Source organism: Pseudomonas sp. B21-040 (assembly GCF_024748695.1).
GTDB lineage: Bacteria > Pseudomonadota > Gammaproteobacteria > Pseudomonadales > Pseudomonadaceae > Aquipseudomonas.
Map to the genome: position 1 here is coordinate 818,742 of NZ_CP087176.1, position 24,596 is coordinate 843,337.

22 protein-coding genes, 1 other RNA gene and 1 pseudogene are annotated in these 24,596 nt (G+C 55.3%); 12 read left to right on the top strand and 12 right to left on the bottom strand.

The annotated features are described in order from the left end of the window. Positions 1 to 128 precede the first annotated feature (128 nt). A complete protein-coding gene (locus LOY55_RS03605; protein WP_223522696.1) occupies positions 129 to 551 on the top strand; it encodes an organic hydroperoxide resistance protein in 423 nt (140 codons plus the stop codon). A gap of 130 nt (positions 552 to 681) precedes the next feature. On the opposite strand, the gene LOY55_RS03610 is transcribed toward LOY55_RS03605, so the two are convergent. From LOY55_RS03610 to LOY55_RS03620, 3 genes and pseudogenes are all read right to left on the bottom strand, one after another. Further along, positions 682 to 990 carry a DUF6124 family protein gene (locus LOY55_RS03610; protein WP_258668295.1) on the bottom strand — a complete coding sequence of 103 codons (309 nt, stop codon included), beginning with the start codon at positions 988 to 990 and terminating at the stop codon, positions 682 to 684. Between the two features lie 329 nt (positions 991 to 1,319). Further along, positions 1,320 to 1,523, bottom strand: coding sequence for a hypothetical protein (locus LOY55_RS03615; protein WP_109787515.1), 204 nt, complete (start codon positions 1,521 to 1,523; stop codon positions 1,320 to 1,322). A 51-nt stretch (positions 1,524 to 1,574) separates the two neighbouring features. Beyond that, positions 1,575 to 1,649, bottom strand: a pseudogene (locus LOY55_RS03620) (hydrolase); the annotation flags it as partial. 213 nt (positions 1,650 to 1,862) lie between these two features. On the opposite strand from LOY55_RS03620, the gene LOY55_RS03625 reads away from it, so the two are divergent. The 6 genes from LOY55_RS03625 to LOY55_RS03650 all read left to right on the top strand — a co-directional run bounded on the left by LOY55_RS03625 (position 1,863) and on the right by LOY55_RS03650 (position 9,917). Further along, positions 1,863 to 2,129 (top strand): hypothetical protein, encoded by a 267-nt coding sequence (locus LOY55_RS03625; protein ID WP_408980973.1) that lies wholly within the window; start codon positions 1,863 to 1,865, stop codon positions 2,127 to 2,129. Between the two features lie 481 nt (positions 2,130 to 2,610). Continuing rightward, complete coding sequence (locus tag LOY55_RS03630) at positions 2,611 to 2,754, top strand: hypothetical protein (RefSeq protein ID WP_404942348.1); 144 nt, start codon at positions 2,611 to 2,613, stop codon at positions 2,752 to 2,754. A gap of 195 nt (positions 2,755 to 2,949) precedes the next feature. Next, on the top strand, positions 2,950 to 5,958 hold the full coding sequence (locus LOY55_RS03635) for a type I restriction endonuclease subunit R (RefSeq protein WP_185754754.1): 3,009 nt from the start codon (positions 2,950 to 2,952) through the stop codon (positions 5,956 to 5,958). Next, positions 5,948 to 7,168 carry a restriction endonuclease subunit S gene (locus LOY55_RS03640; RefSeq protein ID WP_046038662.1) on the top strand — a complete coding sequence of 407 codons (1,221 nt, stop codon included), beginning with the start codon at positions 5,948 to 5,950 and terminating at the stop codon, positions 7,166 to 7,168. Before LOY55_RS03635 ends, LOY55_RS03640 begins: the two co-directional genes overlap by 11 nt. Further along, positions 7,168 to 8,292, top strand: coding sequence for an AAA family ATPase (locus tag LOY55_RS03645; RefSeq protein WP_046038664.1), 1,125 nt, complete (start codon positions 7,168 to 7,170; stop codon positions 8,290 to 8,292). The genes LOY55_RS03640 and LOY55_RS03645 overlap by 1 nt, the downstream gene beginning before the upstream one ends. Before the next feature lie 5 nt (positions 8,293 to 8,297). Beyond that, the gene (locus tag LOY55_RS03650; protein ID WP_046038666.1) at positions 8,298 to 9,917 is read left to right on the top strand and encodes a type I restriction-modification system subunit M; all 1,620 of its coding nucleotides are present in this window, start codon (positions 8,298 to 8,300) and stop codon (positions 9,915 to 9,917) included. Positions 9,918 to 10,240: 323 nt separating this feature from the next. Here the strand turns inward: LOY55_RS03650 and LOY55_RS03655 are convergent, their stop codons facing one another. Then, positions 10,241 to 10,573: a hypothetical protein gene (locus LOY55_RS03655; protein WP_046038755.1), complete on the bottom strand. Its 333-nt coding sequence runs from the start codon at positions 10,571 to 10,573 to the stop codon at positions 10,241 to 10,243. Positions 10,574 to 11,108: 535 nt separating this feature from the next. Here LOY55_RS03655 and LOY55_RS03660 point away from each other — a divergent pair. The 5 genes from LOY55_RS03660 (at position 11,109) to LOY55_RS03680 (ending at position 15,684) form a co-directional block, all read left to right on the top strand. Further along, on the top strand, positions 11,109 to 11,645 hold the full coding sequence (locus LOY55_RS03660; RefSeq protein WP_046038667.1) for a LasR-specific antiactivator QslA: 537 nt from the start codon (positions 11,109 to 11,111) through the stop codon (positions 11,643 to 11,645). Positions 11,646 to 12,716: 1,071 nt separating this feature from the next. Next, entirely contained in the window at positions 12,717 to 14,114 is a 1,398-nt protein-coding gene (locus tag LOY55_RS03665; protein ID WP_046038669.1) for a YfjI family protein, read from the top strand. Continuing rightward, positions 14,101 to 14,454, top strand: a complete 354-nt coding sequence (locus LOY55_RS03670) for a hypothetical protein (protein WP_258667680.1) — start codon at positions 14,101 to 14,103, stop codon at positions 14,452 to 14,454. Before LOY55_RS03665 ends, LOY55_RS03670 begins: the two co-directional genes overlap by 14 nt. Continuing rightward, positions 14,438 to 15,418: an integrase domain-containing protein gene (locus LOY55_RS03675; protein ID WP_046038673.1), complete on the top strand. Its 981-nt coding sequence runs from the start codon at positions 14,438 to 14,440 to the stop codon at positions 15,416 to 15,418. Before LOY55_RS03670 ends, LOY55_RS03675 begins: the two co-directional genes overlap by 17 nt. Beyond that, positions 15,415 to 15,684: a hypothetical protein gene (locus tag LOY55_RS03680; protein WP_046038675.1), complete on the top strand. Its 270-nt coding sequence runs from the start codon at positions 15,415 to 15,417 to the stop codon at positions 15,682 to 15,684. The genes LOY55_RS03675 and LOY55_RS03680 overlap by 4 nt, the downstream gene beginning before the upstream one ends. Positions 15,685 to 15,830: 146 nt before the next feature. On the opposite strand, the gene LOY55_RS03685 is transcribed toward LOY55_RS03680, so the two are convergent. The 8 genes from LOY55_RS03685 to LOY55_RS03720 all read right to left on the bottom strand — a co-directional run bounded on the left by LOY55_RS03685 (position 15,831) and on the right by LOY55_RS03720 (position 24,569). After that, on the bottom strand, positions 15,831 to 17,087 hold the full coding sequence (locus LOY55_RS03685) for an integrase domain-containing protein (RefSeq protein WP_046038677.1): 1,257 nt from the start codon (positions 17,085 to 17,087) through the stop codon (positions 15,831 to 15,833). Between the two features lie 187 nt (positions 17,088 to 17,274). Continuing rightward, positions 17,275 to 17,672, bottom strand: a transfer-messenger RNA (tmRNA) gene (ssrA, locus tag LOY55_RS03690). Positions 17,673 to 17,786: 114 nt separating this feature from the next. Next, on the bottom strand, positions 17,787 to 18,038 hold the full coding sequence (locus LOY55_RS03695) for a hypothetical protein (protein ID WP_077430897.1): 252 nt from the start codon (positions 18,036 to 18,038) through the stop codon (positions 17,787 to 17,789). 301 nt (positions 18,039 to 18,339) lie between these two features. Then, a complete protein-coding gene (locus LOY55_RS03700; protein ID WP_046031906.1) occupies positions 18,340 to 18,615 on the bottom strand; it encodes a hypothetical protein in 276 nt (91 codons plus the stop codon). A 200-nt stretch (positions 18,616 to 18,815) separates the two neighbouring features. After that, the gene (locus LOY55_RS03705) at positions 18,816 to 21,626 is read right to left on the bottom strand and encodes an FAD-binding and (Fe-S)-binding domain-containing protein (RefSeq protein ID WP_223522697.1); all 2,811 of its coding nucleotides are present in this window, start codon (positions 21,624 to 21,626) and stop codon (positions 18,816 to 18,818) included. Further along, a complete protein-coding gene (locus LOY55_RS03710; protein ID WP_109787582.1) occupies positions 21,623 to 22,294 on the bottom strand; it encodes a lactate utilization protein in 672 nt (223 codons plus the stop codon). The genes LOY55_RS03705 and LOY55_RS03710 overlap by 4 nt, the downstream gene beginning before the upstream one ends. Continuing rightward, a complete protein-coding gene (locus LOY55_RS03715) occupies positions 22,294 to 23,748 on the bottom strand; it encodes a LutB/LldF family L-lactate oxidation iron-sulfur protein (RefSeq protein ID WP_109787583.1) in 1,455 nt (484 codons plus the stop codon). The genes LOY55_RS03710 and LOY55_RS03715 overlap by 1 nt, the downstream gene beginning before the upstream one ends. Further along, positions 23,745 to 24,569 (bottom strand): (Fe-S)-binding protein, encoded by an 825-nt coding sequence (locus tag LOY55_RS03720; protein ID WP_223522698.1) that lies wholly within the window; start codon positions 24,567 to 24,569, stop codon positions 23,745 to 23,747. Before LOY55_RS03720 ends, LOY55_RS03715 begins: the two co-directional genes overlap by 4 nt. Between the last annotated feature and the right edge of the window lie 27 nt (positions 24,570 to 24,596).

Below are 24,596 nucleotides of genomic sequence, written 5' to 3' on the forward strand. Positions count from 1 at the left end.
CAGGCACAAAAAAGGCACTGGCGATGATCGCCCAGTGCCTTTTTTTTCATCCGACCAACGTCACCTGTGAACAGGGATTGCACTGCTAGGCTTGCCTACTCTGTCGCTTCCCTTCAGGAGTCACGGCCATGAGTACTGCACTGGAAACCGTTCTGTACACCGCAAAAACCCACACCGTCGGTGGCCGCACCGGCACTGGCAAATCCAGCGACGGCGAGCTGGACGTCACCTTCAGCTCCCCCGGTTCGGGCAAGCCCGGCACCAACCCGGAGCAACTGTTTGCACTGGGCTATTCGGCCTGTTTCATCGGCGCGATACAGGTGGCAGCGGGCAAGATGAAAATCAAATTGCCGGAAGATACCTCGGTGGATGCAGAGGTGGACCTGGGCAAAACCAGTGCCGGGGACTTTCAGTTGGCGGTCCGGCTGAGCGTCAACATTCCCGGGCTGGAGGCGGGGGTGAAGCGTGAATTGGCTGAGGCGGCGCATCAGATGTGCCCGTATTCGCGGATGACCCGTGGGCATGTTGAGGTGGAGTTGAAGGTGGTTTAGGTGTGATGAAGAAATTTCAGTCATACACCTGACCCATGTGGGAGCGGGCTTGCCCGCGATGACGATGGTTCATTCAATATGGATATCGAATGAACCATCGTCATCGTGAGCAGCTAACTCCCACAGGGGACTAGCAGTGTGGTGATTTTGGCAACTCAACGTTATCCAGCATCCGGTTCACCGCCAGTTCCGCCAGCATCACAATCTGCTGAATCGCCATCGCCGTGTGCCGATGCGGCCCTTCCAGATACCCCGCAAAATTACTCGTCATCACACTCGCCGAAGCCAATGACTCACAGGCATACGCCAACAGGTCTTCGTCGTTGATATCCGGCGAAACGAAAAACATCGTGCTGGGTTTGCGGGATGCGGGGGATTTGAGGGCGGAGCACGGGGGCGCGTCGTCCGCAGTAGGCGGATTTGGGGTTTCTTTAATCATGGCAAATATCGTCCGTTGAGTCATAGGCGCTGCCACTGCTCCGATTCCACTCGAATGGGTGGCAACTGTGCGCGGGGTGGAATAACCGAGATAAACGGAGAAAACCCGGCAGGCCCGAAGGCCTCCCACGCACAGCCGCCATAACTTAAAACTGCGCCTGAAAAAGCGCCGCAGTATGCCATGGGGGCAAGTATGTTTATCTCGGGATTCCACACCCGATCGCTGATGCGCAGCGACCGACAAAGCCTACGGGCTCTGCTTCCCACCCAACAACCGCCAAAACCTGTCGGAAATCTCTCCAAAAATCACAGCGTCTGTAGGACCCGAAACTAATTCGAAGCCCCGACCCCAAACTTCAACCCACCCCAATTCCAATCCTTCGACTGTTTCGTATAACAGCCCGGCTGATTGGCCGGCTCGGCATCACAGGCAATCCGCCCGTTCTTGTTGGTGTCCGTGGTGCGGTCGTTGTAGTACGCGCAACCGGACGTCAGGGAGAGGGTTAACGCGACAATCAGCATTTTGAATTTCATGGCGGCTTCCTTGCGAATAGAACGCCAGCATAGGCCCGATTGTGTTGGGCTGCCCAGCCCGCCGGTTCGATCCAGTGATGAGCCCACGGTCAAATCCGTAATCAACGTTGGCTGTAACCCCGCATCTTGGGGTTTTCATAGAACAAATTGAGTCGTTACCGATGTCCATCTTGCAATCATGCAGATAACAGCCTTGCGCCACTGCCTGTCTGTCCATATCGTCAGATTTCACATACCGCAAAGTGCTTTGAGAGTCGCGAGCGCACGCTGTAACACACGTTTTCGCTGAGTTCTTCGGTGAGCAAACGAAGCGACTGAGCGATAAAAAATGGGAGAAAAATGATGATTCGCAAGCACTACTTGAAAGCCTTGGCGACGCTGCTCATCGCCGCCGGCGTGCAGTGGGTGACGCTACCCGCCTACGCGACCGAGCAGGGTGAACAACGGCGTGATGCTCGCGATACCAGGCAGGAAGGGCGTTCCGATGCCCGGCAAACCAAGGATGAGTGTAGAAAGGGCAATGACAAGAGCAACGTAGAGTGTCGCCAGGACAAGCGCAGTACCAAGCAAGATACCCGTCGCACAGCTCGGGACATCAAGTACTGATCGTGAACGTGGTCTGCCAGTGGGTCAATCGCTCCACGCGTCGGTCAAGCGATCAGGGATTTCGAGCGGTCGGCAGAGTGCCGGAGAGGATGCCGCTGATAAGTCGCCGATGTGGGCGTGAGTCGACAGGACGCCACAACAATCCTCCGCAATTTTCCAAACCCCAGATGCAACAAAACCCGCACTTGGCGGGTTTTGTCTTGCTTCGTATTTGGTGGGCCGGGGTAATCTGAATCTGTTAATTAAGTTATTGATTTATAAAATTAATATCGGTTTTTGTTTTTGGCTGGAATACCACTTGGAATACCACCTGGAATGCCGTGCGAAATTGGCCACCCGTTTGCATTCGATCTGACCACCGATTGCATCGGAGTTGACCAGCACACTTCGTAACCATGGTTGGCAGTTAACTGCGTATAGCTGCCGGTGACGACAGGCAGAAATCGGCCAGAAGTGGGCGGTCGTCGTCCGCGACGAAGCCGTGCCTAACCGCTGCCTGGGCAGCGACATTCCCGCGGTAGGGCTGATCGGCGGCTACGACAAAGACCGCACAGCCCTGCCCGAGCGCCACGGGATTCTGCATCACAGCGTAGCGCGCGCCTGGACGGAGCGAGGCTTGGGCTAAACGTGCGCCGTAGGATGTGTTGAGCGAAGCGATACCCATCGGCAGCGATCGCGGCAACAGCAAAAACAATGATGGGTATCACGCAGCTCAACTGATCCTACGAACTACGAACGCAGGCCCTTTCCAGCTAACATGTGGCGAATCACAATAGTCATGTTTTACTACGGGCCATATGAAGATCGCAGAGCACCATCAATGAGTGAGCAAAGAATCGAACAAGGCTTTATAGACAAGCTAGTTGAGCTCAAATACACCTACCGCCCAGATATCAGAGACCGCGCCTCACTGGAGCGCAACTTTCGCGATAAATTCGAGGCACTCAACCGCGTTCGCCTCACTGATGGCGAATTCGCACGCCTGCTCGACGAGATCGTCACCCCTGATGTGTTTGCGGCGGCGCGCACCCTGCGCGAGCGTAATGCGTTCACCCGCGAAGACGGCACTCCTCTGAACTACACACTGGTCAACATCAAAGACTGGTGCAAAAACACCTTTGAGGTGGTTAACCAGCTACGCATCAACACCGACAACAGCCACCACCGCTTCGACGTCCTAATCCTTATCAATGGTGTTCCGTGCGTTCAAGTGGAACTCAAAACGCTGGGTATCAACCCGCGGCGCGCCATGGAGCAGATCGTCGAATACAAAAACGACCCCGGCAACGGCTACACCAAAACGCTGCTGTGCTTCCTGCAATTGTTCATCGTCAGCAACCGCGACAACACCTACTACTTCGCCAATAATAGCGCCCGTCATTTCTCGTTTAACGCTGATGAGCGCTTCTTGCCCATATATCAGTTTGCTGACGAGGCAAATAAAAAGATTACCTACCTCGACAGCTTCGCCGAGACCTTCCTCGTCAAATGTACGCTTGGCCAAACACTTAGCCGCTACATGGTGCTCATTGCCAGCGAGCAAAAGCTCATGATGATGCGCCCGTACCAAGTCTATGCAGTCAAAGCCATCGTCGAGTGCATCCAGCAAAACTGCGGCAATGGCTATATCTGGCACACCACCGGCAGCGGCAAAACGCTCACGTCCTTCAAAGCCTCTACCTTGCTCAAGGACACCCCAGAGATCGAGAAATGTCTCTTTGTGGTGGACCGCAAAGACCTCGACCGCCAGACCCGTGAAGAATTCAACAAGTTCCAGGAAGGCTGCGTCGAAGAAAACACCAACACCGCTGCGCTGGTGCGTCGGCTGCTGTCCGAGGACTACGCTGACAAAGTTATCGTCACCACCATCCAGAAGCTCGGCCTCGCGCTGGATGAAAACAGTAGACGTAACAAGCAGCGCAAACGGAACGACCAGCTCACCTACAAAGAGCAGTTGGCCCCACTGCGCGACAAACGCATTGTGTTCATCTTCGATGAATGCCATCGCTCCCAGTTTGGCGAGAACCACAAAGCCATCAAGGAGTTCTTCCCCAAAGCCCAGCTCTTTGGCTTTACCGGCACGCCCATCTTCGAAGAAAACGCCTCACGCGTAAAAGTGGAAGACCAGCAGGCCTCTTACCAAACCACAGAAGAGCTTTTTCAGAAGCAGTTGCACGCTTACACCATCACCCACGCTATTGAAGACGCCAACGTGCTGCGCTTCCATATCGATTACTTTAAACCAGAGGGCAAAAAAATGCCCAAGCCTGGGGAAGGTTTGGCCAAGCGAGCCGTAATCGAAGCCATCCTCGCTAAGCACGACATGGCCACCTCCCAGCGTCGTTTCAATGCCATTTTGGCTACGGCCAGCATCAACGACGCCATCGAATACCATAGCCTGTTTGCCGAGTTGCAACATGCCAAACAACTGGCCGAACCTGACTACCCGCTGCTGAATATCGCCTGTGTATTCTCGCCGCCAGCTGAAGGCAATGCGGACGTAAAGCAGATTCAGGAAGACCTGCCGCAAGAAAAGCAGGACAACGAAGAAGACCCAGAAAGCAAAAAAGCAGCGCTCAAAGCCATCCTGGGTAGCTACAACGCCCGTTATGGCAGCAACCACAGCATCAGCGAGTTCGACCTCTATTACCAAGACGTGCAAAAGCGCATCAAAGACCAACAGTGGCCCAATGCTGACCACCCACATACGCAGAAAATCGACATCACCATCGTGGTCGACATGCTGCTCACTGGCTTCGATTCCAAATACCTGAACACGCTCTACGTGGACAAAAAACTCAAGTACCACGGTTTGATCCAGGCGTTCTCGCGTACCAACCGCGTACTTAACAGCACCAAGCCCTACGGCAACATTCTTGACTTCCGCCAGCAGCAAGATGCTGTAGATATCGCGATTACCCGGTTCTCCGGCGAACAATCCGGCAAACAGGCCCGCGAAATCTGGCTAGTTGACAAGGCTCCCGTAGTTATTGAAAAACTACAGGCTGCCGTGCAAAAGCTTGATGACTTTATGCAATCGCAAGGCGTGGCCTGCGCACCGGAGGCCGTGAATAACCTAAAAGGAGACGATGCCCGCGCTGCTTTTATTAGCCACTTCAAGGAAGTGCAGCGTCTCAAAACCCAGCTTGACCAATATACCGACCTCACTGAAGACAACGCCGCTGCCATTGAGCACATCCTGCCCAAGGAAAACCTGCTGGGCTTTCGCGGTGCTTATTTGGAAACAGCCCAGCGCCTCAAGGCTCAGCAAGATAAGCACAGCAAAGACAAAGATGGCAAAGCCAATGCAGTTGACCAGCTCGATTTCGAGTTCGTGCTCTTCGCCTCCACCGTTATTGACTACGACTACATCGTGGGGCTGATGTCACGCTTCTCGCAGCAAGAGCCCAGCAAGCAGAAAATGAGCCGCGAACAGCTGATTGGCCTGATTCAGGCTGATGCCAAGTTTATCAACGAGCGCGAGGACATTGCCGCCTATATCGCTACTCTTAAGGCCGGTGAGGGGCTGAGCGAAACCGCTATCCGGGACGGCTATAGCCGCTTCAAGCAACACAAAGACACCGCCGAACTCGCCGCTATCGCAGACAAACACAACCTGGCCCCAGCAGCCTTACAAGGTTTTGTGGATGGCATTCTGCAACGCATGATCTTCGACGGCGACCAGCTAAGTGACCTGATGGCCCCGCTCGACCTCGGCTGGAAAGCACGCGCCCAAGCAGAGCTGGCGTTGATGAAAGAACTCCACGACCTACTTATTAAACGCGCCCAAGGCCGCGAAATATCAGGACTTAGCGCGTATGAGCAGTAAGACAAATACAACCAGTTCGATGGAAGACAGCACGCCCACGCTGGTGCCGAAACTGCGGTTTCCGGAGTTTCGGCAGGCAGAGGGCTGGAAGTTTACCCCTCTAAATCGCTTGGCGATTCGTGCTAAACAGAAAAATCGAGACGAAAAAATTGATCGTGTGCTAACCAATTCTGCTGAATTTGGTGTAGTAGATCAGAGAGATTTTTTTGATAAGGACATCGCTACGCAAGGAAAACTTGAAGGCTATTTTGTTGTTGGGCTGGGCTGCTACGTCTACAACCCACGCATATCGTCAACAGCGCCAGTAGGCCCCATATCAAAGAACAAAATTGGCACAGGAGTAATGTCGCCGCTGTATACAGTCTTTAAATTCAAAGACGATAGGAACGATTTTTACGAACATTTTTTCAAGACTACCGGCTGGCACACCTATATGCGGCAGGCATCTAGCACTGGTGCACGCCACGATAGGATGGCCATATCAAGCGACGACTTTATGGCAATGCCTTTGCCTGTGTCGTCACCAGACGAACAACAAAAAATCGCTGATTGTCTGAATTCACTGGACGCATTGATAGTCGCTCAACGCAGCAAAGTGGACGCGCTCAAGACCCATAAAGAAGGGCTGCTGCAGCAGCTTTTCCCACGCGAAGGCGAAACCCAACCTAATCTGCGCTTTTCTGGCTTCCGAGAATCATGGATCGTAAATAAGCTCGATAGTCTTTGCATCAGTATTTCATCGGGTCGAGATAAGCTCAATCCTGAAGGAGCTTTTGATCTTTACGGATCGACTAGCATCATCGGAAAAACGACAAGCCCAAGCTTTAGCGGCGAACGAATACTAATCGCCAGAGTTGGAGCAAATGCTGGCCTATTAACCAAAGCAAAAGGTTCGTTTGGCGTAACTGACAATACTATTGTGGTCAGCCTAAAGCCTTCAATCAATATTGATTTTATCTTTTACTACCTGGAAAGCATCAATATAAACAGACTCATCTTCGGTTCGGGTCAGCCACTAATAACTGGAAGTATCTTAAAAAAACTGCCAATTCTGGTGCCATCCGATCTGGAACAACGAAAGATCTCTGCCTGCCTGTCATCACTTGGTGACCTGATCGTTACCCAAAGTCTTAAGCTTGAAGCCATAAAGGCCCACAAAATGGGCTTGATGCAGCAGCTCTTCCCATTATTTGCAGAGATCGACGTCTGATGCCTTCTTCTTTTGCTAATTTAACGAATTTAGCACTCCACTTACGAGATGCATTGAATACTAAAAAAATTGTTATTCTCTACGCTTTCAATGGCACTGGAAAAACACGTCTTTCTACAACATTCAAAGACCTTGGCAAGATTGATGGCGAGCCTGACACACTTTATTTCAACGCATTCACCGAGGACCTGTTTTACTGGGATAATGACCTTGAGGAAGACCGAGAGCGGAAGCTTAAAATAAACCGCAACTCGCGGTTCATCACCGCACTGTGGGAGCTGGAGATGGAAACGCGAATTCGCCCGTTTCTTGCTCGCTATGCGGACTTCGACTTCCGAATTGACACCGAAAATTGGGAAGTTGTCTTTTCTCGAAAAATACCTAATCCAAACTTCGATGAGAACGCAACCAGCCCTCTAGAAGAACGCACCAAGATGGAAACTCATATTAAAATTTCCCGAGGTGAAGAAAATATCTTCATCTGGTGCTTCTTTCTCGCCGTTGTTCAGTTAGTGCTGGATGACACAGAATCTTATAGCTGGGTAAAGTACATTTATATCGACGATCCAATCTCCTCTCTCGACGAGCATAACGCAATAACCGTTGCCAATCATCTGGCGCAATTGTTAACCAAAACAGACAAGATGCCTAGAACAGTTATTTCATCGCACCATGTTCTCTTCTTTAACGTCCTAAGCAACGAACTGAAGAAGAAGGCCTATCGTCACTTTGTCAAAAAGGGGGCGGCTCCAGAAAACTATATCCTTGAGGACACAACCAGCAAGCCATTCCTACACCACCTTGCGACACTGGCTGAACTTAATGAGTCAATTGCCACAGGTGCCATATATACGCACCACTTCAACATGCTGCGCCGCGTAATGGAGCAAACAGCGAATTTTTTCGACTTGAATAGCTGGGATGACTGCATCAAAATTGAGAATGATGACCAAGATAAAACTTTACACAAAAGAATCATTGATCTAATGAGTCATGGCGATTATTCGATATACGAGCCGAGGGAAATGATGGGCGAAAACAAAGAGCACTTCCAAAAAATCTTCAGAAACTTTATTGCCACTTACCCTTTTAACGAAGCGCTGTTTTCCAGCGAAACGAATTAATCACTATGACCGAAAACCAAAAGAAACTCGGAAAAACCCTATGGGCCATTGCCGATCAATTGCGCGGAGCTATGGATGCGGATGATTTTCGCGACTATATGCTGTCCTTCCTCTTCCTTCGTTACCTCTCCGACAACTATGAAATAGCGGCGAAGAAGGAACTTGGAAAAGACTATCCAGAGTTGCCCACTGACGCCTTGCTAAAAACGGGGGCAGCGACTCCTCTTCAAGTCTGGTATGAGGAGAACAAGGCGGACATCCCCGCCTTCGAGAAGCAGATGCGCCGCAAAGTGCATTACGTCATCGAGCCGGCACATCTATGGAACAGCATCGCCAATATGGCACGCACTCAGGACGATGATCTGCTCACTACGCTGCAAGCGGGCTTTAAATACATCGAAACCGAGTCCTTTGAGAGCACCTTCCAAGGCCTTTTCTCGGAAATCGATCTGGGGTCCCCCAAGCTGGGCAGGAGCTATACGGAGCGCAACACTAAGCTCTGCACCATCATCCAAAAGATCGCCGAGGGCCTAGCAGACTTTTCCACAGATAGTGATGCACTGGGCGATGCTTACGAATACCTGATCGGCCAGTTTGCCGCTGGTTCAGGCAAGAAGGCGGGCGAGTTCTACACCCCCCAACAAATTTCCGACATCCTTTCCGCTATAGTCACCCTTGACAGCCAAAACCCCAAAACCGGGCCCAAAAAGCGCTTGGAAAGTGTGTTGGACTTCGCCTGCGGTTCCGGCTCGCTGCTGCTTAACGTGCGCAAGCGCATGGGGCAGCATGGCATTGGCAAGATTTATGGCCAGGAAAAGAACATCACCACCTATAACTTGGCCCGCATGAACATGCTGCTGCACGGGGTGAAGGACACCGAGTTCGCGATTTACCATGGCGACACTTTGAGCAACGACTGGGGCATTCTACGCGAGCTAAACCCTGCTAAAAAACCCACGTTTGATGCCATTGTCGCTAACCCGCCCTTCAGCTACCGCTGGGACCCCACGGAAGCCCTGGCCGATGACGTGCGCTTCAAAAACCACGGACTAGCACCTAAATCGGCTGCCGACTTTGCCTTTCTGCTGCATGGCTTTCACTTTTTGAAAGACGAAGGCGTGATGGCCATCATCCTGCCCCACGGTGTGTTATTCCGTGGCGGTGCTGAAGAGCGCATCCGCACCAAACTGCTAAAAGACGGCCACATCGATACCGTGATCGGCTTGCCATCTAACCTGTTTTATTCCACAGGTATCCCTGTCTGCATTCTTGTGCTCAAGAAGTGCAAGCAACCGGACGACGTGTTGTTTATCAACGGGGCTGAACACTTCATCAAAGGTAAGCGCCAGAACCAACTGACCGATGAGAACATCGCCAAGATCATCGATACTTACCAGTTCCGTAAAGAGGAGCCCCGCTATGCTCGTAGGGTGGAGATGGGGGAGATTGAAAAGAACGGCTACAACCTGAATATTTCCCGCTACATCACTACCGCGAGCGCAGAGACAGACATTAACCTACAAGCCGTGAATGACAAACTGGCTACGTTAGAAGAAACCATTCAAGCGGCACGGGACAAACACAATGTGTTTCTGAAAGAGCTGGGCCTGCCATGCTTAATGTGAACCGCGAGACGACTCAACGAATTAGCACAACAAGGCACTAAATAGAGAATAATGCCTCGTTATGCGTCTACAAATAACTGAAAGATTAAAAGGGGACGATTTATTTATAGGGCCGACCGGCCGCTTTTGGCCGGTTTATGCCTATCGGTACCCTCGGCATCGGGGGAGCGTTCAGCTAGGGACGATACTGCGAATGATACTGTACTGTAAAACTAGCGATACCATCACCGTAACTGAGGTTTAAGTGATCAAGCGACACGAACTCGCCGGTTGGGCGACTCGCGGTAACAGCAAGCGATTCAAGGCCAAATTAGAATGGCCGCTTACATCGACTTGACCGAAATAACCTCCACAAACTTGAATTTTTTTCTAGCCGTCTTTTTAGCTTCTTGCTCCGCAACTAGGGTGCTCAGTGTATCGACCTCATGTACTTCCTCGTGCATTTTGCCTTCAAACTCATTTCCCACCCGCAGCGTGACTCTCAGCCTGGGCGTAAAGGCTTTTGACGCTTTCTTTTTCTTCGCTGCCTTTACCGGTTGCACGGTCACGACATCCGGAACGGTGTCTTGCACGTGTGAGTTAATTGCCGGTGCAGGGGACTTAGACTCACTGAATAGCGCCCGGCGCATCTCTTCTTCCGTCAACTCTATATTCATATCATTTCTCAGAAGGGTGTTATGTACAGCCTGATCGATTCTATCAGTGTGGCCGGACTCGGCGGTAAATCGTCGTTGGGTCAGACCTGAGGCGATAGAGGGCCACCAGATACCTGCGAGCATCAGCGTCTGGCCGGCAGCCTTCGTTCGGACGCATATCTTATTGATACTGCATGCTTGTGTTGTCGCTGCTTCACATTTACGCTTTGTCCGTCGCGGTCAGTCCCGTGACCGGGTGTCAGAACCTGAATTGTTCGAGGCGCATGGCGCCATAGCCAGCAATTAAGTGCTTACAGAGGCTTAGCTGCCGCTTTTCTATGGCGGTCCGTGCGGGGCAGGCTTCGGCCTGGCCGGTTCCCTCGGACGCCGGTTTCTGACCCCCGTACGGTCCGCCACCCATTTCGTGTCAGAACGGCTGGGTGGACGGTTCCTTAACTGTCCGAGGAGATAAGGAAAATGCCCTGTCCCCCTTTTAAGCTCGTGCGCCACCCCGGCCGTTTGTTTTGTACTTCAAACTATCTCGGAGGATTCCGTGATGTTTGATCTCTCGCTTCTAATCGGCCTTCCCAAACCCAACACCATCGATACTGCATCGCTTACCCCTGAAGATGCCGCAGTTAAACTACGGCAGGCTGCCACGCTTCGGCTAAATGGAGCGCAGAGTATTCTGCTTCATTTTCCGCAGGACGTTGAGCTGGCCGTAGAACTGCTGGATGACGCGGCAGTGCTTTTCGACAAGGCCTTTCGCTATTTGACTGGCATCCCGGCTCAGCGCGTTCATCAACAGATCGGTGAGTACGTCTCTGTTCCGTCCGCAGAAGGTTCGCCCGCGATTCAAACCCCCTGGGGTGATGAGTTCGCTCCGGCGATTAAGGATGGCGTTCGGTGTGCTGAGACCTGGCTTGAAGGCTCATCATTACCATTATGGTGGGCGCTGTCGCAGAATCGAAAACGTCATCGTCCAGGTGATTTTCAGGAAGCGTTCGAGGCCGGTTTTCTCCTGCGTTTGCAGCAGACGCTGATCAACCTTCGTGAAGTCGCGGCATCCCGACCAACAAGTTTCGATGCTTGAGGCTCTAATTGACGTTTGAGACTTTGCTTTTCCCGCCAAACCCTCCGATCCAGCGATCTTTGATCGCGCCGATCGGAGGGTTCACCCGCTCTTTCTTGAAGCCACCTCGTTCCACCCTCCCATTTCAAATATGATTAGCGCCACGCCGTTGTTTATCCGTCATTAATTGCCCGTGATCTCTATCGAGTATCGCGCAGTGCCAGAGCGTCAGAGCGGGGGTTGTCGTGGGGCTATGCTCGAGAGTTGGCGACACCGGCGACACCGGCGACAACCCTGGCAGAATGGGGCCTGGAGCGTGGCGACAAAAGTGGCGACAGTCGCCATTTTCTGAGCGCTTTTGCCATGATGCTTGACGCGACTTTTCGCGTGGGTGTAAAAATTGGCGCACGGACCGCTGTCGTTGACAGCACCAGCCCAGGTAGCCAGAACCTTTAAGGCTACGCCACTTGTGTGGTGGTTCTTCCGAAGTGCGATTAGCGTCCGGCGGCTCGCACGGTCACTCCCCAAGAGTGATGGACGCCTACTCGACTGATCTGCCCACCGCGGCAGACGATGGACCTTCCTCGCTGCACTGCAGCAACCTCACCTCTCGGCACACTTCGCTGCGCCAATCCGCGCCCGTCTCTTTCTCCTTGAAAGAGACGGGCGCTCGTACCACTGCTGCAAGCCACGTCGTACAAAGCATTGCCGCAACTCTCCTCGTGACAATCGGCCTGACAAATCCGATTCGTCGCCATCCGCAATAATACAGGCACCGGTGCCGCAGCCTAAGGAAAGGCTGCATCTGACTGACAGTCAGGCATGCCCCAGGTGTCGATGTTTTTGCCTTCTCCCACTCAGGATCTCCAGGTGCCGAACTCGTCAGTCGGTACAGCCTCCACCCGCCCGTGTCTTTGGATACGTCAAGGAGGTCAGGTTCATGGGGTCATGCCCTCGCTCCCGGCCGTAAGGAGCCGTGCGTTCCACGTCAGTGAACACCTCGCAGGCCGCAGGGGCCTTGATCCCTGATAACACTCAACAGCCGTGGCGGGACTACGTGAGGACAACCAGCAATTACCGAGGAGAGAGCCCATGCAGCAGTTAGATCCGAAGCTTGAACTATCACGACCGCTAATTGAGTCAAACCCCGTGGCCGAGCCTTATCCGGTCCAGGCACTGGGTGGAATTCTTGGGCCTGCGGTTGAGCGCATGGCCGAGGTCATCGGCGTGCCCCAGGCACTGGCCGCACAATCGGTCTTGGCTGCCTCGGCGCTGGCCACTCAAGGTCATGCGGGCTTGCAACTCGATGGACGAAATTACCCCCTGTCGCTGTTCCTGATTACAGTGGCCGCGTCAGGTGATCGCAAGACCGCGGCAGATCGTTTTGCATTGCTGCCAGCACGGCAATGGGAGCGTGAACAGTGGCAGCGCTATCGCGAACAACTTGCCCGGTACCGTGCCGCACAGCGACAGGCGCAGCGTATCAAGCCCGGCGATCCTGAGCCCGCAAACGGAATGTCGCTCGAAGCGGAGCCCTCAGCCCCTAGACTGATCACCACGGACCCGACTATCGAGGCCCTGATCAAGGGGCTCTGTCATGACCTGCCTAGCATGGGTCTGTTCTGTGATGAGGGTGGACAATTCCTCGGCAGCAGCACCATGAGTCGGGATAACCGTTTGAAAGCGGTCACGACCTTGTCGTCACTCTGGGATGGCAGCCCGATAGATCGCGCGCGTTCCATGGTTGGTGAAAGCTTGCGAGCCTATGACCGACGCTTGAGCCTGCACCTGATGCTGCAACCGTATTTGGCCATGCAGTTACTCAGTGACCCGTTGCTGCAGGGGCAAGGCATTCTAGGGCGCTGCTTGATGACCTGGCCCACCAGTCTAGCCGGGCAACGTAGCTACCAGGCTGTCGACTTGTCCAAAGACGCTGCCCTCAAGCGCTATCATCACCGCCTTTCGGCTCTGTTTTATCAGCCTTGGTCACTTTCCGCTGACGGAGCCTTGCAACTGTCAAAGCTGAGCCTCAGTCCGCTCGCGCGTCGTCGCTGGATTGATTTGCATGATGCTATCGAAGCTCAACTGGGTGAGTTTGGCGAGCTCGCCAGCGTGCGGCCCAGCGGTTCGAAGGCCGCCGACAACCTTTTGCGCGTCGCCGGCATTTTGGCCGTTGTGGAGGAGAGCAGTGTCGTGGAGGTCGACCATATCCAGCGGGCCTCGGCCTTAGTTGGCTACTACCTCACCGAGATGCAGCGCCTGACCGAGCAGGAGCCGGTGTGCAGGGTAAAAGAAGAGGCGGACCGGCTGTTGCGCTGGCTGCAGGTCAAGGATTGGAAGCGCTTCAGTATTCGAGATCTGAATCGCAACGGTCCCCGCTTTGCCCGCAAGAGCAGTCGTCATGCCGCAAAGCTGCTGGTCGAGTTGATTGATCATCAGTGGTTGATCTCCGACGGCCACACCTTCGAGGTGCGCCATGTTCAATCTTGATGAAGCGCTGCGCAACCATCTGGCTCAACGCCAAAAGGAGCCGAAAGTGCGATTTGTCGCCGGTACTGTCGCCACTTTGTCGCCACGCTCAAAGGCAGGCAAGGCAAGGGGTGTCGCCGTTGTCGCCGGTGTCGCCACCCTCCATAGAACTACCACCTCGACGACCTCCATTATCCAATGGTTGGAAGAGCAGGGCGCGCATCTTTACGTCACCGACAACACGCTGTGTTTTCGCCCGACTGATTGGGCTCAGTTCGCGATTGTAAGTGCGCACTGGCGAGCCCTTTTGCATGATCTCGCAGCAGCCGATCAGGAACAGAAAAATGGCTCGGGTCGGTAAGCGAGCAGGGCGCAATTTCGGCTACGGTCGCCAGCTCAGCTATGCCGGACCGCAAGCACTGAAAGAGCTGTTTGGCGACGGCCATTTTGCTACCGTCAAAGCCCATAGTGATCGCTGGCAGGCCTTCGTGCGTTGGTGTCTATCCGAGGAAGGGCCGAGGCTCAATGATGCGCGACAGATCGACCGCGAAGTCCTAATGCGGTACGCCGTCCACGTGCGGGAGCAGGTTGATCAGGGCAACGTCGGCATCGCTACCGCGCAGAACCGACTGTCCAGCGTGAACCGAACGATGGCTGCGCTGCGCGGTGATCAATACGTCAAAATCCCGAGTCCAAGTAAGGCGCTTGGCTTGCAGCGCTCAAGCGTGCGTAGTGAGGCGCCACAAGGCCAAGACCGTGTGCAGGTCAGGCTGATTGCGCAAGCGCTGTCAGAGCGACAGCAACTGAGGGTGAGTGCCATCGTGCTCCTCGCTCGGGAGACCGGCATGCGCCTGCGTGAAGCGATCTTGGCGGACTTGCCCCGGCTGCAACGTGAGGCTCGGCAACTGGGCAAGATCAATATCCAGGACGGCACCAAAGGCGGTCGATCAGGCGCATCGGCACCGCGTTGGATTGCGGTCACGGATCAAGTTCGTGGCGCCCTCGACAGGGCCAGCGAGGCCTCACCCAAGGGCAGTCGGAGTCTGTTAACACCTGATGAAAGCTACAAAGATTTCTTACAGACAATCGTACGACCGGCGCGGGACATCATGCATGAGCATGGATTGAAAGGCTTTCATGAACTGCGGGCGGCTTACGCCTGTGAGCGCTATGAACAACTGACCGGCTTCTCCGCGCCCATCAATGGCGGTCGTGGTCAACGAGAGGATCGAGCACTCGATCAGCGTGCACGTCAGCAGATCAGCCACGAGTTGGGGCATAACCGCATCGACGTGGTGAGTGCCTACATCGGAGGTCGTCGATGAAGTCCGAGTTCGATATGGCGTTGTTTCTGAGCCCCGTGCTCAAAGGTGCGCATGCCACGCGGCAGCGGCATATCAGGCAGGCAGAAAGGATGCACGAGGCGATTCGTGAGCGCTGGAGTTGTGCGACCCCTTGGTCCTGGAAGGAAAAGCACACCAGATGGTTTTTAGAGCACTACCTGCGTTGCTCAGCACCAGCGACCATCTATTACTATGAGTTAACAGCAGGGCTGATCCGCCGCAGAAAGACGCAACTCGTGGTTGTCTGATAGATCTTTAAGCGTGAGCCCCTAAGTATGGGAATGCGGAGCCTTCCCATACTTAGGGGCTTGGCCGAAGAAGCGCAGGCATGCGGCTGATTTAGCGACAGTCGCCACTTCAGTCGCCCTGCTGCACTGCACGAATTGTCGCCTGCTCAGCGTATCGGCACGACGTTACGGTCCCTGGTTTGATTGATGGCGGATGCCGACAGGCTGCCGGTGGCTGCCTTCTGGATATGTTCACTCCACCAGGCCATCATCGGACGCCGGCGTTCGATGTAATCCGCCCGGTTGTAGGCGCTTCGAACTTCGTCTTTATCGACATGCGCCAGCGCGACTTCGATTAGCTCCGGATCCCATCCATGCTCATTCAGAATTGTGCTGGCCATGGAGCGCATGCCGTGGCTGACTAAGCGGTCCTGAAAGCCCATTCGTTTCAATGCCATGTTGGCTGTCTGGCTATTCGCGTGGGTGCGCGGATTTCTATCTGACGGGAACACATATTCCCTGTGGCCGCTATGGGGCTTAAGCGTCTCCAATAACGAGAGTGCATGTTCGGTCAGCGGGATTGTGTGCGGACGACGCTTTTTCATTCGCTCCGGAGGGATGGTCCAGATGCGTTTTTCGAAGTCGATGTCTGCCCATCGGGTAGTCGCCGCTTCGGCAGGGCGGGTCATAGTGTGTAGCTGCCATTCGATCAGGCAGCGGGTCGTCCGCTTGATGCTGGCGTTCGCGATTTCCATCATGAGCTCCGGAAGCTCATCTGGTGGTAGCGCTGCCATGTTCTCTTTCTTAGGTTTCTTGAACACCGCTCGAATGCCGCTGAGAGGGTTGGCAAAGATCATTCCGGAATTGACCCCGTAGGTCATGATCTCGTTAAGGCGCTGGCTCACTCGCTTAACTGTCTCGAGGCTGCCTTTGGCCTCAATCGGACGAAGGAGCTTGATGACCATTGGGGCGCTGACTTCGGAGAGAGGCGTTGATTTCATGCTCGGAAAAACATGCAGTGTGAGGGAGCGCCAAATGTCTTCGGCATACGCCGGCGTGACGGAATCCTTCTTCAGCTCGAACCAGGCGGAGGCCACGTTCTCGAAGGTGTGTTCCGTTTCCGCTCGTTTGGCTTCCTGTAGCTCATTGCGCTGAGCTTTTGGGTCGATGCCCTGTGCAAGCAGCTCTCTGGCCTCAACGGTTTTCTTCCTCGCTTGCGCAAGAGAAACCTCGGGATAAGAGCCGAGTGCCATGTTGATTCGATTTTTGGTGACGGGATGCCGGTAGTTGAAATTCCACTGCATCGAGCGATTGACCCTGACTCGCAGTTGGAGCCCGTCGCCATCCGTGAGGACGTAATCCTTGTCTTTCGGTTTGACCGCCTTGAGCTGGCGGTCGGAGAGGCGGGTGGTTTGAGCGCACATGAGAAGTACTCCATGACACCTTTTGGTATTCCCAAGATTAGCGCCGGGTAGCCGGGAATACCATTGGGAATACCAAACTGCCTGGAACTCAAAAAGCCTGGAAAGCCTCCCGTGGCCCTGAACCCCCCGTATTTACTGGATTGCAGGCACAAAAAAAGACGTCCGTGGACGTCTTTAGTTGATCAAATGGTGGAGCCGGGGGGATTTGAACCCCCGTCCGCCAGTACTCCGCTGTCGGTACTACATGCGTAGCCGTTTCTATTAAGTTAACCCTCAGCGACCCGAAGGGCAGGGTGCTTTGGGCGAGTTGTGTAAGTTTTAGCCGCTTCGTCCACAACGTACTGCACGGCGATTCTGTTCTATATGACAATCACTTTGGGTTTACAGACATCCCCTGGTGATTGCTGGACCCGAAGGTACCAGAAGCTCAGGATCTAAAGCTGCTTACGCAGCGAGAGAGAATTCCTGGCCGTAGGTTTCGTCATTGGCAACTATAAGTAGTTGCAACAGTGGATTTACGAGTTCTGTTACCAACTCGGCATGCACCTAAAGTTTCGCAACCGGCGTCGAATCCTAAACGGCCCCGAGCCTGTTGCTCCGTGAATCAAAGTGAGCAACAAGCCTTTGCAGTGTACGCCAACACGCCTCAGAAGGCCACCCGCAAGGTTGGCCTCGATTGATCATGGGGTGGTTCCTTGTTCAATTTGCCATCGACAATGCCTGGCTGGCCTCGGTGGCGCATTTTTTTTCATCGTTGGCGGCTTGTGAAGCCTTGGCGCTGGCCAACAGTCTTTTGATCTCCGGCGCATTGCTGGAGGTCGCTGGCAGCGAATTCACTTTGGCTTCGAGCTCTTGCAGCTTGCTCGTACACAGGTTGTTGTCCGCAGCAAATACGGGAGAGGCCAGCATTGCAGCAGAAATGAACAGACCAGCGAGTGCGGTACGTTTCATGGGTATCTCCTCGAACTGATGGTCTCGGTGCTGCCGCATGGGCGGGCGGCTCGGCCGAGTCTGAAAAATCAGCCACGATTGATGGGCTTATCCAAAAGACTACGGAGCGGCACAGGAATTCGGTTTTTGCAGAAAAGCGATGAAAAAACTGTGTGACAGGAGCAATGGCACTAAAACGGATTACCAGACCCCAGATGCGACAAAACCCGCAATTGACGGGTTTTGGTTTGCTTCGTATTTGCTGGAGGCAGCACGCCAACACGGCCCAGAAGGCCAACCCGAAGGTTGGCCCGGAGCTGAGTTACTTCCCGCCTTTGTGCGCGTCGGTGATGGTCTTGATGATGTCGTTGGTCTCGGCGATGCAATCATCAATACCTTCCTTGGTGCCTTTTGCCTGGTCGGCTTTGGCCTGCTTGACGGAGGCCTCCACCTGGTCCGCCATTTCCTGAGGAACCTGTGCCTTGCCGTTTTCAATGGTTTGCAGGTTGACATCGCATTGGGTTTTTTCGGCCGCAAACGAAGTGGAAGCCATCATGGAAGCAGTAACGAACAAACCTAAAAGCACAGAACGATTCATGTGTTTCTCCTTGGACTGAAGGACCAGGCATTGCTGGCCATCAAAACGGTCTACCGATTTTTTAGGAGGTCCCGCATTAGCGGGACTTGGTCAGTGGACTGCGGCGGCACGTCAGGGTTCTTTTTTTTGCTTTAAATCTGTCGTTTCCAGCAAGAAGCATAAGCACGGCATGCCTATGCTTCTTCCTTTAGATCCTGCTATCAGGGCACCCTAGCCTGGGTAACGCGGTCCACCAGATAGACTAGTCCGTGGTAGTCAATGCCGCCATGTTGCGTCAAACCAATCTCACAAGTGCGGCTGGTAGAGATCCCTTCGCTGCACTGCTGAACCGCATCCTTGAGCGTGCGCAGCGAGTGGGCGTTCAGTTCGGGCGTCGTGAATCCTTTGTCACCGGCAAACCCGCAGCAGTGAATGCCTTCAGGAATCACCACGTTTTTACTGCATTTGCGCGCCAGTTCGATCAGCGCCTGACTTTCCCCAAGGTGCTGAGTGCTGCACGTGACGTGCACTGCAATCGGCGCTTCCTGCGGTGTGAAGTCGAGGCGATCCATCAAATGCGTACGGATGAAACGCACCGGGTCGTACAGGTCGAGTCGAACTTCACCCTGGTCTTGAACCAGCCGTAACGTGCACGGGCTGGTGTCGCAATAAATCGGATCAAGCCCGCCGCGACTGGCGTGCAGTAATGCGCCGATCAGTTCCTGGCGCTTGTGTTCGGCCTGTTCGGCGTAGCCTTTGGAGGCGAATGGCTGGCCGCAGCAGAGGTTGTCCAGGTTGTCCGGGAAGACCACTTGGTAACCGGCTTTTTCCAGCAGCCCACGGGTTTTGTCGTACAGCGACATCTGCTCTTTATCCGCCGCCGCCGGGCCCATGACCCGCGACACGCACGCCGCCAGGTACACCACGCGAGGGCGTTCGTCCGACACGGTGGGGCTGAAGCGAATGGCTTTTTCCGGCTGCGGCATGGCGTTGGTCCATTGCGGGACCTGACCTTTGGACAGCTTCGTCAGCGACGCCGAAAGTTTCGCCAGGCGTGGTGCTCCCAGCAGCATCCGTGCGCCATTGGCGACGTGCAGAGTGAAACGTGCACCTTGCAGCGCCGTGGCGAAATTGCCTTCCAGCCAGTTGGCAGTTTTCGTACGTGTTGCGTGACGGCTGCGCAGCTTTTTCACCAGCTCGCCGGTATTGATGCCGACAGGGCAACGTTGAGCGCAAAGACCGGTGGCCGCGCAAGTATCGATGCCTTGGTATTCGTAGGCCGCTTCGAGTTCGGTGGCATCAACGCCCGCACGCTTTTTCGCCTGAATATCCCGCCAGATCACGATGCGCTGGCGCGGGCTCAGGGTCAGGCCTTTCGAGGGGCAGACCGGCTCACAGAAACCGCATTCGATGCACTTATCCACAATCTCGTCGGCGGCCGGCAACGGCTTCAGATGCTTGAGGTGGATTTGCGGGTCCTCGCTGAGCACCACGTCCGGGTTGAGAATGCCGTTGGGGTCGAGCAGGCGCTTGAGCTGCCACATCAATTGGTAGGCATCGCTGCCCCATTCCAGCTCAACGAACGGCGCCATGTTGCGACCGGTGCCGTGTTCGGCCTTCAACGAGCCGCCGAATTCCACCGCCACCAACTGCGCCACGTCGTCCATGAACGCTTGATAGCGTGCGACTTCTTCCGGGTTGTTGAAGCCTTGGGTGAAGACAAAGTGCAGATTGCCTTCCAGTGCGTGTCCGAAAAGGATCGCTTCGTCGTAGTGATGTTTGTCAAACAACTCGATCAGGCGATTGACGCCGATGGCCAGTTGTTCCACCGGGAACGTCACGTCCTCGATGATCACCGTGGTGCCGGTTTTGCGCACGGCGCCGACGGCGGGGAAGGTGTCTTTGCGGATCGCCCAGAGACGGGCGTTTTCCACCGGGTCTTCGGTGAAGTCGACCTGTTTCTCCACCGGGAACGAAGACAGCGACGCCATGATCTGCGCCAGTTGTTCCTGCAACAAAGTGGACGATGCGGCGCGGGATTCGATCAGCAGCGCGCAGGCATTATTCGACAGGTGTTGTACGAAAGACGGCATGCCGGGTTTGTCTTGCACCGAGCGCAGGCTGCGGCGGTCGAGCAATTCCACCGCTGACACCGGCTGGCTTTTCAGCACGCTGACGGCATTGCAGCAGGTTTCCACATCCGGGAACACGATCAGCGCGGACGCCTTGTTCGGGTGATCGATCACCGTGTCGTACGTCACGGCACTGATAAAACCGAGGGTGCCTTCGGAACCCACCAGCAAGTGGCTCAAGATATCCACAGGCTCGTCGAAATCCACCAGCGCATTGAGTGACAGGCCGGTGGTATTTTTCAGACGGTATTTGTGGCGGATTCTCGCAGCCAATTCAGCATTGGCGCGGGTCTCGCGGCCCAAGGTCGCCAGGCGTTCGAGCAACGAGGCGTGGCTTTGGCGAAACGCCGCGACACTGGCCGAATCTTCGGTATCGAGGCGGCTGCCATCGGCCAGCACCAGCCGAATGCCGGCCAGGGTGTGATAGGTGTTCTGCGCCGTGCCGCAACACATACCGCTGGCATTGTTGGCGACGATACCGCCGATTTTGCAGGCGTTGATCGAGGCCGGGTCCGGGCCGATCTTGCGGCCGAACGGTGCCAGCCAGGCGTTGGCCTGCGCGCCGATCACGCCCGGTTGCAGACGGATTTGCGTGCCTTGGCCACGGATCTCGCGACCATTCCAGTTATCCCCCAACACGATCAGCACCGAATCGCTGATGGCTTGACCAGACAGGCTGGTGCCGGCGGCGCGGAACGTTACCGGGACGTGATCCCGTTGCGCCAGCTTGAGTAGCGAGACCACTTCGTCTTCCGACTCGACGCGAATCACCAGCTTCGGAATCAGCCGATAGAAACTGGCGTCAGTGCCAAAGGCCAGGGTCGATAGCGGGTCGTCGAAACGTCGCTCGTGGGGGATCAGTTTTTCTGCATCTCTGAGGAACGCCGTCGGTAGACTCATTGGTCCTCCAGGATCAGCACCACGAGGTCTTTCGGTCCATGCGCGCCGTACGCCAGGACTTGTTCGATGTCCGCAGTTTTCGACGGGCCGGATACCAGCAAAGCGTTGGTCGGCATGCCTTGGGCCCAATTGAATTCCTGCTGCACCTGATAGAAGTTGTCGCGGATTTCACTGGCCTTGAGCAGGGCGAAATGCACCGGCGGTACCAGGCTCATCAAGCGCGGTTCTTCACGCGTCGGCCAGAGAATCAGGCTGCCGGTTGCGGCAATGGCGCCAAGGGTGCCGGTGAGGCTGGCCGGGGTATCGTTGAACAGCTCGGCTTTCCATTCTTCAACCGGACGATCGTAGGCTTTGAGCGTTGGCAGCTCAGGATGATTCGCCCAGTGCCCAGTGATGCGTTGGCCGTGGGGCGTCGTCGGGGCGATCAAAAGGCTTGGCAACTGGCGATCACGCAGCAGTTGGGCGAGCAATGCGGGCCAGGCTTCACTGGAGGTCAGATGGATTTCGGTGTGCACCGCTTCCATCAGTTTGCGCAGTTGTGGAATGCGTTGTTCAGGTGTGTAGGTGTAGGGCGCTGTCACCAGTTCGACGTCGAATTCGTCAGGCACGGGCGTAGTGCCGGTCAGACTTTTCCGTAACTTGGCAAGGATGTTTTGCTTGGCGCTCATCAACGGTCTCCCTGTTTGGCCAGGTGTTCGCGGGCCATGTCGTGCAGTGAGCGGGCGGCGGGCTTTGGCGCGCTGTGGTTTTGCGTCCAGGGGCCGACATTGTTTGGCGTGAGGGCGCGCAGGCGAGTGGCGAAGAAACCGAACAGGCGATAAAGCGTCGGCGAACTGTTGAGCCTGGCCCAGGCGTTCCAGATGAACCGTTCCTTGCGCGAATACTTGCTGCCTTGACCGCGCATGACCTGATTCGGGCTGTCCGGGGCTTTGACGTTCTCTTCCCGCAGGCGACGCAGCAATGCAGGGATAGGAATTTTTACCGGGCAGACTTCGCCGCAAGCACCGCAAAGCGATGAAGCGCTGGGATGATCCGGGACTTTCGCCAGGCCGACCATGTGAGGCGTGATGATTTTTCCGATAGGCCCAGGGTAAACCTCCCCATAGGCATGGCCGCCGATTCGGGTGTAGACCGGGCAATGATTCATACAGGCACCGCAGCGGATGCAGTTCAGGGTCTGGCGCAATTCGCTGTCGGCAAACGCCTGGCTGCGACCGTTGTCGAGCAATACCAGGTGCACTTCCCGGGGGCCGTCGAGTTCATGCTCCTGGCGTGGGCCGGAGATCATGTTGACGTAGGTGGTGATCGGAATGCCCAGCGCCGAGCGGGTCAGCAGTGACAGCAGCGGCACCACGTCGCGCAGGTTTTCCACGACTTTTTCGATGCCGGTCACGGCGATATGCACGGGTGGGACAGCGGTGGTCATGCGCCCGTTGCCTTCGTTTTCCACCAGCAACAGGGTGCCGGTTTCGGCCACGGCGAAGTTGACGCCGGAGACGCCGATGTCCGCTTCGAAGAATTTCTGCCGCAAGACTCTGCGACCGATCTGAATGAGTTGGTCAACGTCCTTTGTGTATTCCACGCCAAGTTTGTCGTGGAACAAGGACGCGACCTGACCGGCATTCTTGTGGATCGCCGGCATAATAATGTGTGAAGGCTTCTCGTGGTCGAGCTGGACGATGTACTCACCCATGTCCGACTCCAGGCATTCAATGCCTTGAGCCTCGAGGACATGGTTCATCTCCATCTCTTCGCTGACCATCGATTTGCCCTTGATCACTTGCCGCCCCTCGTGAGCGCGGATGATCGAGAGGACGATGCCATTGGCTTCGTCCACCGTTTCCGCCCAGTGCACTGTCACACCGTTGCGGGTCAGGTTCTGTTCAAGCTGCTCGAGCAGGTCGGGCAACTTGGATAACGCACGGGCGCGGACAGCATTGCCCAGCGCTCGCAAATGTTCTCTTTCGTGGGCATCGCTGAAGGACGCTGCCCGTTTGGTCATCAGTGAATCCATCGCAGTGCGAAAGTTGTTTCGCAGTTGCTTGTCGTCCAAAGCCTTGTGAGCCCGGGTGCGAAAATCCTCTTCTACGGCAACCGTAGGAATAATCGTGGAAGTGCTCATCGGGCACCTCCGGTTCGCTGCCAGAGAAAACTGGCCAGGTGTTGGCCGCGCAGCGCTTCCTTTTGTTTCTCCAGCGAGCCGTTGATGTTCATCAGGCAACCGCAGTCGGCACTGAGTACCTTGTGCGCGCCGGACTCCTTCAACGACCGGGTCTTGTCCACCACCATCGCACCGGAAATGTCTGGCATACGGACGCTGAACGTCCCGCCAAAGCCACAACATTCACTTTCGTGATCGTGATTGACCCGCTCTACGTTGCTCAATTGCGCCAACAACTCGCGACCGTGCAGGTGGGTGTTCATTTCGCGGCGTGCCGAGCACGACGTGTGCAGCGCCACTTTGACCGGCTCGCCGCTGTCCTTGAGCTGCACCTTGCAGACAAACAGCAGGAACTCGGCCAGCTCATACGTCCTGGCCGCCAAGGCCTGAACCTGTTTCAACGTCTGCGGCTCGTCCTTGAACAAGTCGGCGTAGTGTTCGCGCAACATCCCGGCACACGATCCCGACGGCACCACCACCGGATAATCCCCGGCAAACAGCGCCAGTTGCGAGCGCGCCACCGTCCTTGCCTGCTCGGTGTAACCCGAGGTGTAGGCCGGTTGTCCGCAGCAGCTTTGCCCTTGCGGGTACTCGACACGAATACCTTCGCGTTCCAGCAAGTGAATCGCGTCCATCCCGGCTTCGGGGTAGAACAAGTCCACCACGCAGGTTCCGAACAGGTAAACCCGTGACGGTTTCTCGCTAGGGTATTGCCGAGGCTCGTGCAGTGGCGGGGCGACGCGGGTCGCATTCGGCACGGCGTTGTAAAAAAGCTCGCTCATCAGGCGTGTCTCCGGGTGGTCCCGGTT

What these genes read in the sequence shown, in the direction of transcription:
- LOY55_RS03605 (WP_223522696.1), top strand. Translation starts at nt 129, where the DNA reads ATGAGTACTGCACTGGAAACCGTTCTGTACACCGCAAAAACCCACACC.
- LOY55_RS03610 (WP_258668295.1), bottom strand. Translation starts at nt 990, where the DNA reads ATGATTAAAGAAACCCCAAATCCGCCTACTGCGGACGACGCGCCCCCG.
- LOY55_RS03615 (WP_109787515.1), bottom strand. Translation starts at nt 1,523, where the DNA reads ATGAAATTCAAAATGCTGATTGTCGCGTTAACCCTCTCCCTGACGTCC.
- LOY55_RS03625 (WP_408980973.1), top strand. Translation starts at nt 1,863, where the DNA reads ATGATGATTCGCAAGCACTACTTGAAAGCCTTGGCGACGCTGCTCATC.
- LOY55_RS03635 (WP_185754754.1), top strand. Translation starts at nt 2,950, where the DNA reads ATGAGTGAGCAAAGAATCGAACAAGGCTTTATAGACAAGCTAGTTGAG.
- LOY55_RS03640 (WP_046038662.1), top strand. Translation starts at nt 5,948, where the DNA reads ATGAGCAGTAAGACAAATACAACCAGTTCGATGGAAGACAGCACGCCC.
- LOY55_RS03645 (WP_046038664.1), top strand. Translation starts at nt 7,168, where the DNA reads ATGCCTTCTTCTTTTGCTAATTTAACGAATTTAGCACTCCACTTACGA.
- LOY55_RS03650 (WP_046038666.1), top strand. Translation starts at nt 8,298, where the DNA reads ATGACCGAAAACCAAAAGAAACTCGGAAAAACCCTATGGGCCATTGCC.
- LOY55_RS03655 (WP_046038755.1), bottom strand. Translation starts at nt 10,573, where the DNA reads ATGAATATAGAGTTGACGGAAGAAGAGATGCGCCGGGCGCTATTCAGT.
- LOY55_RS03660 (WP_046038667.1), top strand. Translation starts at nt 11,109, where the DNA reads ATGTTTGATCTCTCGCTTCTAATCGGCCTTCCCAAACCCAACACCATC.
- LOY55_RS03665 (WP_046038669.1), top strand. Translation starts at nt 12,717, where the DNA reads ATGCAGCAGTTAGATCCGAAGCTTGAACTATCACGACCGCTAATTGAG.
- LOY55_RS03670 (WP_258667680.1), top strand. Translation starts at nt 14,101, where the DNA reads ATGTTCAATCTTGATGAAGCGCTGCGCAACCATCTGGCTCAACGCCAA.
- LOY55_RS03675 (WP_046038673.1), top strand. Translation starts at nt 14,438, where the DNA reads ATGGCTCGGGTCGGTAAGCGAGCAGGGCGCAATTTCGGCTACGGTCGC.
- LOY55_RS03680 (WP_046038675.1), top strand. Translation starts at nt 15,415, where the DNA reads ATGAAGTCCGAGTTCGATATGGCGTTGTTTCTGAGCCCCGTGCTCAAA.
- LOY55_RS03685 (WP_046038677.1), bottom strand. Translation starts at nt 17,087, where the DNA reads ATGTGCGCTCAAACCACCCGCCTCTCCGACCGCCAGCTCAAGGCGGTC.
- LOY55_RS03695 (WP_077430897.1), bottom strand. Translation starts at nt 18,038, where the DNA reads ATGAAACGTACCGCACTCGCTGGTCTGTTCATTTCTGCTGCAATGCTG.
- LOY55_RS03700 (WP_046031906.1), bottom strand. Translation starts at nt 18,615, where the DNA reads ATGAATCGTTCTGTGCTTTTAGGTTTGTTCGTTACTGCTTCCATGATG.
- LOY55_RS03705 (WP_223522697.1), bottom strand. Translation starts at nt 21,626, where the DNA reads ATGAGTCTACCGACGGCGTTCCTCAGAGATGCAGAAAAACTGATCCCC.
- LOY55_RS03710 (WP_109787582.1), bottom strand. Translation starts at nt 22,294, where the DNA reads ATGAGCGCCAAGCAAAACATCCTTGCCAAGTTACGGAAAAGTCTGACC.
- LOY55_RS03715 (WP_109787583.1), bottom strand. Translation starts at nt 23,748, where the DNA reads ATGAGCACTTCCACGATTATTCCTACGGTTGCCGTAGAAGAGGATTTT.
- LOY55_RS03720 (WP_223522698.1), bottom strand. Translation starts at nt 24,569, where the DNA reads ATGAGCGAGCTTTTTTACAACGCCGTGCCGAATGCGACCCGCGTCGCC.